This window comes from Candidatus Bathyarchaeota archaeon, from assembly GCA_029882535.1.
Taxonomy (GTDB): Archaea; Thermoproteota; Bathyarchaeia; order Bathyarchaeales; family SOJC01; genus JAOUKM01.
In genome coordinates this window covers 1-13,359 of the sequence record JAOUKM010000037.1, presented here as the reverse complement: position 1 = coordinate 13,359, position 13,359 = coordinate 1, and the positions used below count along the sequence as shown (strand labels likewise).

General features: G+C 43.3%; 16 protein-coding genes. 12 read left to right on the top strand and 4 right to left on the bottom strand.

Annotation, left to right across the window (positions count from 1 at the left end; translation table 11 throughout):
- From OEX01_08170 to OEX01_08155, 4 genes are all read right to left on the bottom strand, one after another.
- The coding region (locus OEX01_08170; protein ID MDH5448956.1) for an oxidoreductase at positions 1-151 on the bottom strand (151 nt) is incomplete at its 3' end.
- Positions 152-635: 484 nt separating this feature from the next.
- Positions 636-875: a DNA-3-methyladenine glycosylase I gene (locus tag OEX01_08165; GenBank protein ID MDH5448955.1), complete on the bottom strand. Its 240-nt coding sequence runs from the start codon at positions 873-875 to the stop codon at positions 636-638.
- Between the two features lie 73 nt (positions 876-948).
- Complete coding sequence (locus OEX01_08160) at positions 949-1,485, bottom strand: VIT1/CCC1 transporter family protein (protein MDH5448954.1); 537 nt, start codon at positions 1,483-1,485, stop codon at positions 949-951.
- 219 nt (positions 1,486-1,704) lie between these two features.
- A complete protein-coding gene (locus tag OEX01_08155) occupies positions 1,705-2,751 on the bottom strand; it encodes a phosphate uptake regulator PhoU (GenBank protein ID MDH5448953.1) in 1,047 nt (348 codons plus the stop codon).
- 110 nt (positions 2,752-2,861) lie between these two features.
- Here OEX01_08155 and OEX01_08150 point away from each other — a divergent pair, with 110 nt between their 5' ends.
- The 12 genes from OEX01_08150 to OEX01_08095 form a co-directional block, all read left to right on the top strand.
- Complete coding sequence (locus tag OEX01_08150; GenBank protein MDH5448952.1) at positions 2,862-3,461, top strand: hypothetical protein; 600 nt, start codon at positions 2,862-2,864, stop codon at positions 3,459-3,461.
- 252 nt (positions 3,462-3,713) lie between these two features.
- Positions 3,714-4,130: a glycine cleavage system protein H gene (locus tag OEX01_08145; GenBank protein MDH5448951.1), complete on the top strand. Its 417-nt coding sequence runs from the start codon at positions 3,714-3,716 to the stop codon at positions 4,128-4,130.
- A 12-nt stretch (positions 4,131-4,142) separates the two neighbouring features.
- Positions 4,143-5,876 (top strand): FAD-dependent oxidoreductase, encoded by a 1,734-nt coding sequence (locus OEX01_08140; protein ID MDH5448950.1) that lies wholly within the window; start codon positions 4,143-4,145, stop codon positions 5,874-5,876.
- Positions 5,873-6,646 (top strand): hydrogenase iron-sulfur subunit, encoded by a 774-nt coding sequence (locus OEX01_08135; protein MDH5448949.1) that lies wholly within the window; start codon positions 5,873-5,875, stop codon positions 6,644-6,646. Before OEX01_08140 ends, OEX01_08135 begins: the two co-directional genes overlap by 4 nt.
- Position 6,647: 1 nt before the next feature.
- The gene (locus tag OEX01_08130; GenBank protein ID MDH5448948.1) at positions 6,648-9,668 is read left to right on the top strand and encodes a CoB--CoM heterodisulfide reductase iron-sulfur subunit A family protein; all 3,021 of its coding nucleotides are present in this window, start codon (positions 6,648-6,650) and stop codon (positions 9,666-9,668) included.
- A complete protein-coding gene (locus OEX01_08125) occupies positions 9,665-10,099 on the top strand; it encodes a hydrogenase iron-sulfur subunit (protein MDH5448947.1) in 435 nt (144 codons plus the stop codon). Before OEX01_08130 ends, OEX01_08125 begins: the two co-directional genes overlap by 4 nt.
- On the top strand, positions 10,099-10,638 hold the full coding sequence (locus OEX01_08120; protein MDH5448946.1) for a 4Fe-4S dicluster domain-containing protein: 540 nt from the start codon (positions 10,099-10,101) through the stop codon (positions 10,636-10,638). Before OEX01_08125 ends, OEX01_08120 begins: the two co-directional genes overlap by 1 nt.
- Position 10,639: 1 nt before the next feature.
- A complete protein-coding gene (locus tag OEX01_08115) occupies positions 10,640-11,536 on the top strand; it encodes a CoB--CoM heterodisulfide reductase iron-sulfur subunit B family protein (protein ID MDH5448945.1) in 897 nt (298 codons plus the stop codon).
- Positions 11,537-11,540: 4 nt separating this feature from the next.
- Entirely contained in the window at positions 11,541-11,729 is a 189-nt protein-coding gene (locus OEX01_08110; protein MDH5448944.1) for a hypothetical protein, read from the top strand.
- The gene (locus OEX01_08105; protein ID MDH5448943.1) at positions 11,705-12,136 is read left to right on the top strand and encodes a hydrogenase iron-sulfur subunit; all 432 of its coding nucleotides are present in this window, start codon (positions 11,705-11,707) and stop codon (positions 12,134-12,136) included. The genes OEX01_08110 and OEX01_08105 overlap by 25 nt, the downstream gene beginning before the upstream one ends.
- Positions 12,129-13,100, top strand: a complete 972-nt coding sequence (locus OEX01_08100) for an oxidoreductase (GenBank protein MDH5448942.1) — start codon at positions 12,129-12,131, stop codon at positions 13,098-13,100. Before OEX01_08105 ends, OEX01_08100 begins: the two co-directional genes overlap by 8 nt.
- On the top strand, positions 13,097-13,359 hold a 263-nt coding region (locus tag OEX01_08095; protein MDH5448941.1), incomplete at its 3' end, for a nickel-dependent hydrogenase large subunit. The genes OEX01_08100 and OEX01_08095, both read left to right, overlap by 4 nt.

Sequence of the window (13,359 nt, the reverse complement as noted above, 5' to 3'; positions counted from 1 at the left end):
TGTACTTAATGTCCATAGCTACTGGCCAGAACACTATGTCTGCTTTTGCAACAACGTCCAAGATTTTTTCATTAATGTCCAAAACAGCTATCTCGCAGCCGCCACAACTAGCAGCCCAATAAAACGCGATCTTTAGTTTTTCGTTTTCCATGATTTCACCAATCTACAAGCTGTTACTTTAAGAGCATAAAAACTGTCACACGCTAAATATATAGTTTATTTAACAAACATCGGGTTGATGAGAAAATGATTTTGGCTGTATTATTTTTCACACATTTATCTCTTCACAAAAGAATATAATCAGAAAGTTAACACCTAGCTCTTTGAACCATTCTAAGCGATATTTGATTGTCATAATGTTTTGTGAACTGTAGAAGCCGAGAATTGGCTTATCAACAACACAGAGGATCCGCTTTTATCTTTTCTCCGACACTATAAAGAAATAAGCGTGCTGAGGGAGGATCCATTTGATCAAATGTCTTCCCAACTTCATTTATGATTGAATATAATTGTTTGATCTATCGAGGCTGTTAAGGTATTAGTGGAAGGACTCATATGTTTTTCTTATGTTTTGAAATTATTTTGCGTTGTTAATTGTTGCAACTATTCTTGCTCGTTTCCTCGCTATCTTTGCATCAGCCATAAGTCGTTGAATCTTCTTTGTTGAATTTTGCAACGGCATCTACGGAAAAATTATTGAACGCTTTCTTAAAGTCAGACCACGGTTCGCCAACCGTTTTCCAATTTGCGCCCACTAGGAAAACAACTCTAGTCATGTTTTCAAAATAAGCGTCATCATTAGGGAGTCGTCTATTTCGATACATCCATTTAGGAGGACTCCAACTTCCTTCGTTTACTGTATTAACTTCCAACACACGCCCGACAGCTTTCTTACGATCAATGAGGCAAATGATTGGCAGTGAAAATAAATGCTGTAACACAATCCTTTTAGATTAAGAATTGGATGCAATCCGCTATGAGATGAGAGATTATGGCTCCTAAAACGGCGAGTAAAGCATATTTTATCCCTATTTTGTAGGGGTTTTCACGGCTTATTTTGCCTATGTAGCTTCCTAGAAAAAATGCCATTATTGTTCCGATTATGAATGTTAGGATTGATGCATTGTTCATAGATAGGAATATGAATGGAGATAGTAGAAGTATCGTGGCGGCGATTGTTGAGATAAATGCGAAAAGGCTGTTTGTGAATACTTCTCTTTTCGAGTGTATTCTTGTGTTTGCTCCGTGGTCTGTTGTTTCACGAATTTGTAAAGCCCTTTCCGCCGATTGAGACATGAAGAATCCTATAGAATTTCCAAATGCGTTGGAAAAGCCTCCGATAATTCCCGTAATTATCACCAAATGCGTTTGAGAAGTAGCCTCAGCAACCCCTATTATCAAACCTAGGCACATGATTAAACCGTCTGCCAGTCCGAAGGCAATTCCTTCTAAACGATAACTTTCCTCTGGTAAATTTCTAGTCATTCTGCAACACTTTGTTTTCAGATGCTCTTAATGATAGAACAATATATGCGTTGTGTTGGCAAAATTCGTAGAATTTCGTGTGCACGCACTGAATGACAAAACAAGAAATGATTGAAAACTGGTGATTGAATAGAAGACACATTAAAAACAGCGTTCATTTCGAAACAAAAGGATACCCAAAAGGCTTGTTCCCCTACTGGGTTTCTTTTCACATTTTTCCTATTTGGAGCTTATTGACCAGCGTTTCGAACATATCTTAGTCTTTTTTTCGAGAGTATTGTTTATGGCTATTAAGGCAATGCCTGCACCGTTATCCGCTATTCTGTTGATGTCCCAAAGTATAGACCTCAAATGCGGCAGTTCAGGAATCTCTCGAATCAACTTGTCTCTTTCAAGCTCAATAAACGTCAGTATTTCTAAAAGGCTGTTTGCAATCTTGATGTCGCCTATAAAGAAAGCGTCTACAGATTTCAAGACCAAATCGTGGGCTAAGTCATTTAAGTTGCTTAGTCTTTCAATCACCCATTTGGGTAATCGATCTTTGTATTTTTGTAGTAGTTCAATGACCCTGCGTGCTATTTCTTCGGCATAATCGGCGATTAACTCAAGATATTTCAGCATCAGTCCAAAGTATAGGATGTGTAAAGGGTCTATTAATCCTATTTCTTCAGCTACTTCTCTTCTTCTTTGTGCAGAAATCAACAATCGCATCGCAAGCAAGTGCATCATATCCGCTTCATCCTCTCGACTTATGGCATCTCTTGCCAATGATTCATCAGAGTCTACAAGTGCCTGTATTGCTTCCTTCACGATAGTCAATGAAATTATCGAAAGTCTTCGCAACAGCATATCCACATGGAATTTTCTTGGATCAACAGAACATTGAAGCGTAATGCGATCTGGAGTTTCTTCTACGATTCCTAGTCCGATTAGCTTGTGCATTATCCCCCTGATCTCTTGAATGTGTTCAGATCGCATCCTTTCTGAAGATATTATTGAGAAAACTTCGCGGCCGAGAATGTAGCTGCCAACGATTACTCGTTCCAACATTTTTGGGTCATCACATAAATCAGCGTTGCAGATGTACTCTTCGACTTCCTCTCTTGATTTAACAAGTTCGCTTGGAAATAATTTAAGAGAGCCGTCCTTTTCTGGCATTAAGAATACGTTATCTCCACGTTTTAGGCTGTTTTTCTTCACCCAGCTACTGGGTAGCGAGACTGATAGTGTTGAGTAGCCGACCTTTTGTAGTTTTCTAGCGTCCATGTGATTCATCCTCGGTATTTATAGTAAATACTATGATCTACAATATAAACATTACGTATTTATTACCGAGAGCTTATACATATGATCAAAAGCGAAGGAGGAAAGTAAATATGGCAAAATGGAAAGCGGTAAGAGTTAAGCAAGAGCTAGTTGAAGAAGTCGAGAAAGAAGTTAAGAAAAGCGACTACAAAGGACTCTCCCAATTCGTTTCAGACGCAATTCAACATCGACTACAAAGTCTAGCCAAACAAAGAGTATCAGAGTATCTAGAACGAGACAGAATTATTAGACCCCTTCAATCTCAGCCACAATTACTCTACACGCAAAAACACATCTGGGCACAGATGGCTCCCCAAGGAAACGTCGAACTCGGAATAACTGATTACTTTCAGGCACAGCTAAAAGAAATAGTTAACATCCGAACCGACATAGTTGGAGAGAAAGTTTCCAAAAATGAACCCTTCGGCGTGGCAGAATCTTGGTGGTTCACATTTGACTTGTACTCCCCATTAAACGGAAAGATAATCTCAATTAACAAAAAAGTCATTGAAAACCCATTCATGCTAAACGCAAACCCATCTCTATGGATAGTAAAGATTCAACCCGAAGACGCAGAAGTCAGTTCATGGATGAACGGACTCCTAAGTTTACAAAAATACCAAAAACTAGTCGCCAGACCCCGCGCACAACTTGAAGGCCAACTCCAATAAGTGAAACGTCCTTCTAAAAAAAGGCTAGGAGAAAAACATATGACAAGATGGAAAACCATACGCGTCAAACAAGAACTCTTGACAGCAGTTGAGGGGATGCTTAAAACAAGTCGATATCGAAGTCTCTCTGAATTTGTTTCTGAAGCCATCCAGCTACGCCTCAATGAACTAAAACAAAACCACGAAAAGACCGCCGAGAAACATGTTGACTACCCCATCATCCACGAACGCCTGCTTTGCAGCCCCAATCACATGTGGACAATGGTGACACCGGAAGGAAACATACGAGTAGGTTTATCTGACTACGCCCAAACACGCCTAAAAGGAATAACTAACATACACACTGAGCCAGTCGGATACGAAGCAAGCAGAGAAAAACCCTTCGGGGTCGTTGAAACATGGATGTTTAGGCTCGAACTCTATCCCCCTGTTAGTGGCAAAATCATCAAAATCAACGATGCCCTAAAGGATAAGCCTTCTACAATCAATGAGGATCCATATGGAGCAGGATGGATAGCAGAAATCAAAACTTACAACTTAATCACATTGGAAGAAGAGTTAAGAGATTTAATGGGACCACATCAATACAAAACGTGGGTGATCAAACTACGCCACTTCGCACGCGCAAAACCAAGGGCATCAAATCAACATACACACGTAAAAATGTAGGTGTACAAAACGATGGTGGCCTCTAGTTGCGATTTTAAAGACAAACGGAGGCTACCGCCATGTCGTGCCGCATGCCCGGCTGATGTAAACGTTCAAGGATATGTTGCCTTAATTCAACAAGGCAAGTTCAACGAATCGGTAGAACTTATAAGAAAGAGTATGCCCTTTCCAGCAATTTGCGGCAGAGTCTGTTTCAGTCCTTGTCAAGATGCATGTACAAGAAAAAACGTCGACAAACCTGTAGGCATTCGTTACTTGAAAAGGCTTGCCGCGGACATTGAACGTGAGCAAGGGCGAATTAAACCAGAACCCATACCCAAAACGCACAGCGAAAAAGTGGCGATAATTGGCGCAGGACCAGCAGGGATGAGTGCTGCATACGAACTCGCAAAACTTGGGTATCCAGTCATGGTTTTTGAGCGCATGCCTGAAGCTGGTGGCATGATGAGATACGGCATACCAGACCATCGTCTACAAAAATACGTTGTGGCAAATGAAATAGCCTACATCCGAGACTTGGGTATGGAGATCAAGACAGGTGTAGAATTCGGCAAGGACCTAAAGCTTGACACTCTACGAAAAGAAGGGTACAAAGCCATATTCATAGCAATCGGAGCGCAACTAAGCAGGAAGCTAAACATACCGGGTGAGGATTTTGAGGGTGTTTTTTATGCGGTTGAGTTTCTAAGAGATGTGTCTCTAAGAAGAACTGTTGATGTAGGCGAAAGAGTTGCAGTCGTTGGAGGCGGCAACAGCGCCGTTGATGCTGCTCGTACGTCTCTAAGGCTTGGAGCAAAAGAGGTTTCGATTCTCTACCGTCGCTCGCGGAACGAAATGCCTGCGCTTCCTGACGAAATAGAGGCCGCTGAAGCAGAAGGAGTTAAACTCTATTTTCTAGTTGCACCCAAACAAATTATTGGGGAAGAAGGCAAAGTCAAATCTGTAGAATGTTTAAGGATGCAACTGGGAGAGCCCGACGCAAGCGGCAGAAGAACCCCCGTGTCCATCCAAGGGACTGAGCACACATATGAAGTGGATACAGTAATTACGGCAATCGGCCAACTGGCAGAGACTTCATGTTTGTCTCCTATTCTTTTGGGGGAGCGTGCGCGCACAATATTGGTTGATTCGTTAACGCTGGAAACTAGCATCCCAGACGTTTTTGCGGGCGGTGACATAACCACTGGTCCTGCAAGCATCATCGAGGCTATAAGCGCTGGTAAACGAGTAGCAATGTCGATTGACCGCTATTTGAATGGTCGAGATTTGAGGATTGGAAGAGAAGAGGAAATTGAAGAGGCGACGTGGGTCAAAGACTTTGATAAAATAATGAAAAAGCCTGAAAGATACGAGGCTCCACACGTAGACGTAGGAAGACATAAAGTAAGCTTTGAGGAAGCCAGTGAGCTTTTAGCTAAAGTTAAAGAAACCGCCATGTTCGAAGCCCAGAGATGCCTAGAATGTGGGCCGTGCGCTGAATGTCTGAGCAGTGAGGATCTGTGTGAAGCTGACAAAGCGGTGGTTGACGAAAGTTTATGTACTGGCTGTAATGTCTGCGCAGTAGTTTGTCCATTCGAAGCTATAAAAAAGAATGAGATGGGTATTGCGCAAGTCGATGAAGAGTTGTGCAAAGGCTGCGGCACGTGTAGCGCAAGTTGCCCTGAACAAGCAATTGCTATGCAACGATTTACGAATGCCCAGATTGTCACTGATGTTGTAGCCGCGTTGGGAGGAGAATCTGCGTGACATTTAGACCTAAAATCGTTGGTTTTGTATGTAACTGGAGTTTGCCTCCAGAGGTGAACATTACAAGGACCAGCCGAATACAGGGTTACCCCAAAATACACGTCGTACGAGTAATGTGTGTTGGAAGAATCGACCCAGTTATCATACTGGAAGCGTTTGCCAAAGGTGCAGACGGCGTTTTAGTAATTGGTTGTCACCCGCCCGATTGCCATTACATTGAAGGGAACCTACAAGCTGAACAGAAAGTCAACATGGTGAGGCAACTCGTTTCGCTAACTGGTCTTGAATCAGAGCGGCTACGGTTAGAATGGTCCAACGCAGCCGAAGTTGGAAACTTCGCAGCAGTCGTTGACGATTTTAGAAATCAGATGATAATGCTTGGACGATCTTCTTTAGCGCGAGAAAACTTGGATGGAAAGGTTCTATTGAATGTTTTGGCAGCTAAGAATGCTGCGGCAGATTTTCGTTTGAGAGTTCTGGTGGGAAGGGAAAAGGAGTTGACTGAAGATGTGAATGTTTATGGAGAGAAAATCTCGCAGGATGACTTTGATGATTTACTCGGTGAAGTCGTTAGAGAGGAGTTCATTCGACACAAAATACACCTTCTAACTAAACAAAAGCCGCTGTCAGTTAAAGGACTTGCAGCAATCATTGATATGAAACCTGCCCTAGTTCTCCGCCATATTGTAGACATGCGCAGGAAGGGAATGATAGCCTTAGACAGCGTAGAAGAAACAACTCCGATTTACAAAGCGTTGGAGGTTCAATAAAATGGTTGAGGAAAAAATTGGAGCTGTTCTCGTAGTTGGAGGAGGTGTCGGCGGAATCCAATCAGCTCTAGACCTTGCAGACTCGGGTTTCAAGGTTTATCTAATTGACAAGTCGCCAAGCATAGGCGGCGTGATGGCGCGGCTTGACAAGACGTTTCCGACGAATGACTGTGCAATGTGCATTTTGGCGCCTAAACTTGTGGCAACTGGAAGACATCCGAACGTGACTTTGATAACAAATGGCGAAGTCATAGGCTTAAATGGTGAAGCTGGGAACTTCGAAGTAAAAGTTCGAAAAAGAAGCCGTTACATAAACGAAGAGAAATGCAATGGATGCGGATTGTGCGCACAAAAATGTCCAGTGGAAGCCGTAGACGTATTCAACGAAGGGCTAAGTAATAGAAGCGCAATTTACGTGGATTATCCACAGGCAGTTCCGTTAAAATTCGTAATAGACCGTGAAAAATGCGTAGGATGTGGAACATGCCAAGAAATCTGCAAGGCAAAAGCAGTTGAATACGACCAACAGGACAGCGAAGCGGCCCTAAAAGTAGGCTCAATTATTCTTGCACCAGGCTTCGAACCGTTCGATGCAAGAAAGAAAAGCGAATACGGCTATGGGCGATTTCCTAACGTTGTTACAAGCACGGAATTTGAACGTATTTTGAGCGCTTCAGGGCCATACGGGGGACTTGTTTTAAGGCCTTCAGATGGCGAAATCCCCCAAAAAATAGCTTTTGTTCAATGTGTAGGTTCACGTGATGTGAAGCTTGGAAACAACTACTGTTCTGCCGCCTGTTGTATGTATGGCATTAAGGAAGCGATAATAGCTAAAGAGCATGTACCCATCAAACTGAATTGCACAATTTTTTACATGGATATACGAGCCTACGGAAAGGGATTCGACGCTTATTATGACCGTGCTAAAGGAGAACATGGCATAAGGTTCGTAAGGTCAAGAGCCGCAAGCGTTACAGAAGATCCGTCCACGCACAATCTCTATCTATACTACGTGGAAAACGGGGAGCCCAAAACCGAAGAATTCGACATGGTAGTCCTGTCCATTGGAATGCACCCTCTTAAACAAGCTGAAAAACTAGCTGAAACATTAGAAATAAAACTTAACAGATACAAATTCTGCGAAACAAATGTTTTCTCACCCGTGGAAACTTCGAAACCCGGCATATTTGTCTGCGGAGCCTTCTCTGCCCCCAAGGACATTCCAGAAAGCGTTGCACAAGCAAGCGGAGCGGCAGCCAAAGCAATGAGCCTAATTGCGGCTGGAAGGGGAAAAGAAATAGTTGAAAAGGAATACCCGCTGGAAAGAGACGTAACTCAGGAAGAAGCGCGCATAGGCGTTTTTGTTTGTCATTGTGGAATAAACATTGGGGGAATAGTGAACGTGCCAGAGGTTGTGAAGTACGCTAACAAGTTGCCAAATGTGGTTTATGCAGAGGCGAACCTCTATACTTGTTCGCAGGATACACAGGAGAACATAAGGGAGAAAATTAAAGAATTTAGTCTGAACCGCGTCGTTGTAGCTTCATGCACACCGCGAACCCATGAGCCATTGTTTAAAGAAACTGCGCGGGAGGCTGGCTTAAACCCGTACTTGTTTGAGATGGCAAATATACGCGACCAGTGTAGCTGGGTGCATATGCACGAACCGGAAAAGGCAACGGAAAAAGCCAAAGAACTAGTTCACTCTATTGTTGCAAAAGCGCGACTACTGAAACCTTTGAAAAAGCCGATAATAAACGTGACACCCATTGGCTTGGTTATCGGCGGCGGAGTCTCTGGCATGACTGCAGCCCTAGAACTTGCTAGGCAAGGTTTTGAAGTTCATCTTGTGGAACGTGAAAAGGAATTGGGAGGGCATTTACGTGAAATTTATTATCTGCTTGAAGGTGAAGACCCCGAAGAGCACCTAAACAAACTAGTGAAGGAAGTTATGGAAAACGATAAAATTACTGTTTATCTGGGTGCAGAAGTTACCAATGTTAGCGGATTCGTCGGCAATTTCAAGTCGAAAATAATCCACAACGGCTTAGAAAAAGAAATAGAAAACGGGATAGTGATAGTTGCCACAGGCGCAGTTGATTACAAGCCCACAGAATACCTATTCGGCGAAGCTCTAGGTGTCACGACGCAACACGAGCTGGAGGAGAAAATCGCAAGAGGCGAGTTCAAAGCCAAAAACGTTGTCATGATTCAATGTGTAGGCGCTAGAACTGAAGAAAGACCCAACTGTTCGAGAATATGCTGCGGACAAGCGATTAAGAACGCCTTAAAAATCAAGGAAATAAGCCCTGAAACAGACGTTTATGTATTATACAAGGATGTGAGAAGCTACGGCTTCAAAGAAGACTATTACCGAGAAGCTGCAACGCAAGGTGTGTTATTCGTAAACTATGATGATGATAGAAAACCCAGAGTAACGAACGAGGATGGGAAACTCAAAGTACTGTTCTGGGAGCCCGTAATAAAAGGGGAAATTGAAATCGAACCAGACATTGTTGTCTTAAGTGCAGCCATGATTCCAAACCCAGACAACAAACGTCTATCAGAGATGCTTAAAGTGCCATTAACAAATGATGGCTTCTTTCTAGAGGCCCACGTGAAACTTAGACCTGTAGACTTTCAAACTGATGGAGTTTTCCTGTGCGGGATGGCGCACTCCCCAAAGTTTATTGACGAAAGCATCTCGCAAGCATGTGCAGCAGCAGCCAGAGCTGCAACAATCCTTTCTAAGAAGACACTTGAGATGGAGGGGATAGTGGCAAATGTGGATGAAGATTTGTGCAGCGGCTGTAGAATTTGCGAGCATCTCTGTCCCTACAACTCTATAGAAACGAAAGAAGAAGACGAGAAAATAACCGCACACGTGATTGAAGCCTTGTGTAAAGGTTGTGGAGTATGCGGAACAGCATGCCCAACTAAAGCCATAACATTAGGACATTTTACCAACGAAGAAATTATGTCTCAAGTTAAAGCCGCTTTGATGGAGGAAATAAAAGCATGAGCAAGAAAGAAACTTTCGAACCAAAAATAATCGGGTTCCTCTGCAACTGGTGCGCATACGCAGGAGCAGACCTTGCAGGCGTCAGCAGAATCCAATACCCACCAAATATACGGATAATTCGCGTCATGTGCAGTGGCAGAGTTGACCCTGCTTTCATTCTAGAGGCTCTTAAAGATGGCGCAGACGGTGTTTTAGTGGCTGGTTGCCATCTGCCCTCCGACTGCCACTACGTCAGCGGGAACTTCAAAGCTCAACGTAGGGTAGCTTTGCTTAAACGACTTTTAAAGCAGATGGGAATCGAACCAGAAAGACTTCGTTTAGAGTGGATTTCGGCGTCTGAAGGCGAAAAATTTGCAACAGTTGTAAAAGAAATGGTGGAAGACATTAAGAAGCTTGGTCCTAACCCAGTAAAAGCTGGAGGTAAGAGTTGATGTCCCAAACTGCTCAAGTTATTACGGCTGGGCAACTCGATCCAAATTTCAAGAACGAAGTTTCTAAGATTCACGGCGCAGAAAAAATTATGCTATGCTTCCAATGTGGCACCTGCACTTCAGACTGTCCAGTTTCACGTTTCAGCGACTTTTATAGACCCAGAAAAATCGCACGTATGGTACAATTTGGCTTAAAAGACAGAATTCTCTCAGACAAGGATCTCTGGCTCTGCACAACATGCTATACATGTATCGATCGCTGTCCCCAAGACGTTGATGTTGCTAATGTTGTGCGTGTCCTCCGAAATCTATCCGTGAAGTACACAAATTCAACACCGCTTGTCTACAAGGCATTAGCGGACAACCTGATGAAGACTGGTTTTGTGTACATAATCCCCGAGTCACGCCACAAGAGAAGAGCTCAAATGGGCTTACCCCTACTGCCTAAAACCAAACCTGAAGAAATAACAAAACTCTTCGAGAAGACTGGCTTCACAAAACTTCTTGAAAGTGTAGAAACATTTGAGAAGGTGGAGTAGAATGGCTGAAGAAAAACCGCGATTTTTACTGTTCTTGGGATGCGTTATACCCTATAGGCTTTCAAGCTACGAAATCTCAGCAAGAAAAGTTCTAACAGAACTTGGAGTGGAAATCTTTGAAATGCCCGAATACAACTGCTGCGGCTTCCCAATGAACCCCGTAAATCACGACGTAATGTTAACCTTAGCTGCAAGAAACCTCTGCGTTGCAGAAAAAGAAAACATGGACATCTTAACCCTATGCAACGGCTGTTTCGGCACATTATACAAGGTGAACAAGACGCTTAAGGAAGACAGAGAAGAAAGAGAAAGAATCAACAAGTACCTTTCCGAGTTTGGAATGGAATTCAAAGGAACAATAGAGGTTAAACATCTTGTTTATGCCTTAGCCGAAGATGTAGGCTTTGAAAAGATAAAGAACGCTGTCAAAAAACCGCTGACTGCCCTCCATGTTGCTCAACATACCGGATGCCACATCGGCCGTCCTAAAAAGCTTATAGAAAAAGACGATCCTGAAAATCCAAGACTTCTCAAAGAATTGATTGAATTAACCGGCGCAAAATGTCTAGACTATATAAGTGAGGCTGAATGCTGCGGAAATCCAATAATAGGCGTTAATGAGTCAATTCCTTTCCGCATGGCGAAAGAAAAACTTGATCACATCACAAATGTAGGGGCCCAAGTACTAGTTACAGTTTGTCCATTCTGTCACATGATGTTTGACATGAATCAGCCTAGAATTGAGAGAACCTTTAACGAAAAATTCAGCCTACCTGTACTGCATTATCCGCAGTTATTGGGTCTTGCAATGGGCTTTACACCTGAAGAGCTTGCTTTAAATGAACTCAGAGTAAAACCCTCTGAACTTTTAATCCAGATTCAAAGTAGAAGTAGTTAGAAAAATGGTTAAAGAAAAGATGAATGTTTTGTTTTTGCCCGTGGCTATGGACATTAAATACAGGGACGTTGAAGCTGAAGATTTATTTATTTGTAATAAGACTGATAAACCTCTAACTCACGCGCGCGGAGAAGAACACCAAGAATTACAAGATGAGGGAATACTGAAGTGCCCGAGTTTGAACCTACAATAATCGGTTTCCTATGCAATTGGTGTGCCTATGCGGGAGCTGATCTAGCTGGAACAAGCAGGATTCAGTATCCGCCGAACATACGGATAATAAGAGTTATGTGCAGTGGCAGAGTTGACCCTGCTTTCATTCTAGAAGCTTTTAAAGATGGCGCAGATGGTGTTCTAGTGGCTGGTTGCCACCTTCCCTCCGACTGCCACTATCTTTCAGGCAACTTTAAAGCTCAAAAAAGATTTATCCTCTTGGAAAATATGCTTTCTCAACTCGGCGTCGAACCCGAGCGCCTAAGACTAGAGTGGATTTCAGCCTCAGAAGGCGATAAGTTCGCTGCTGTGGTGAAAGACATGGTAACAAAACTTAAAAAACTTGGTCCCAGCCCCCTTAAAAATGGAGGAAATGCAATTGGATAAACTGAAGTTTGCGTTTTATTGGGCTGCTAGTTGTGGCGGCTGCGAGATAGCTGTTTTGGACATTAATGAAAAAATCTTGGACGTTGTTGCAAAAGCAGACATAGTGTTCTGGCCAGTAGCTATGGACATTAAGTACAAAGACGTTGAAGCCATGCCAGACAAAAGCATAGACGTCTGCCTATTCAACGGCGCCATACGCAACTCAGAAAACGAACACATGGCGAAGCTACTTAGGCAAAAAACTAAGGTCCTTGTTGCTTTTGGCTCATGTGCCCACGAAGGATGTATTCCCGGACTGGCTAACTTGCATGACCGTAAAGAGATATTTGAAAGAGTCTACTGCGAAACTCCATCGACAAAAAATCCAGATAAGGTAGTGCCAGCTAGCCCTGTTAAAGTTAAAGAAGGCGAGTTGGATAAACCTGAATTCTACGACACTGTAAAAACGCTTGATCAAACCGTAGACGTTGATTATTATCTTCCAGGATGCCCCCCACCAGTGGACCTAATAGTTAACGCTCTTGATGCCATTACAAAGGGTGAATTGCCACCAAAGGGCGCGGTGTTGGCACCATCAAAATCTGTCTGTGACGAATGCCCTCGAAAGAAGGAACAGAAGAAAATTTCAAAAATCTACCGTGTGTATGAAAAGGCGCCAGATCCAGAAAAGTGTCTTCTTGAACAAGGAATACTCTGCATGGGTCCGGCCACACGGGCAGGCTGCGGTGCGCAGTGTTTGAACGTTGATTATCCTTGCACTGGATGCGGTGGGCCCTGTCCTAATGTGCCGGAGCAAGGAGCAGCCATGTTAAGCGCTTTAGCATCGATTCTCGGGGTTGAAGAGGAGAAAGAAGGAGGTTATGATCCTGAGAAATTGATAAATCAGATTAAGGATCCGGTTGGCACTTTTTACAAGTATTCATTGCCGCATTCGATTATTAACAGGAAGGTGATGAAGAAGTGAAGCAAATATCCATCGACCCAATAACGAGGCTGGAAGGCCACGGTAAGATCGACATATTCCTAGATGATGCAGGGAACGTTGTGAACGCTTATATGATAATACCTGAGTTGAGGGGCTTTGAGAAGTTCTGCGAGGGAAGAAAAGTCGAAGACTTGCCGATAATAACCACGAGGATCTGCGGAGTCTGTCCAGTTGCGCACCACATGGCGAGTGCAAAGGCGTGTGACGCAGCGTTGAATGTCGATCCCCCGTTGACTGA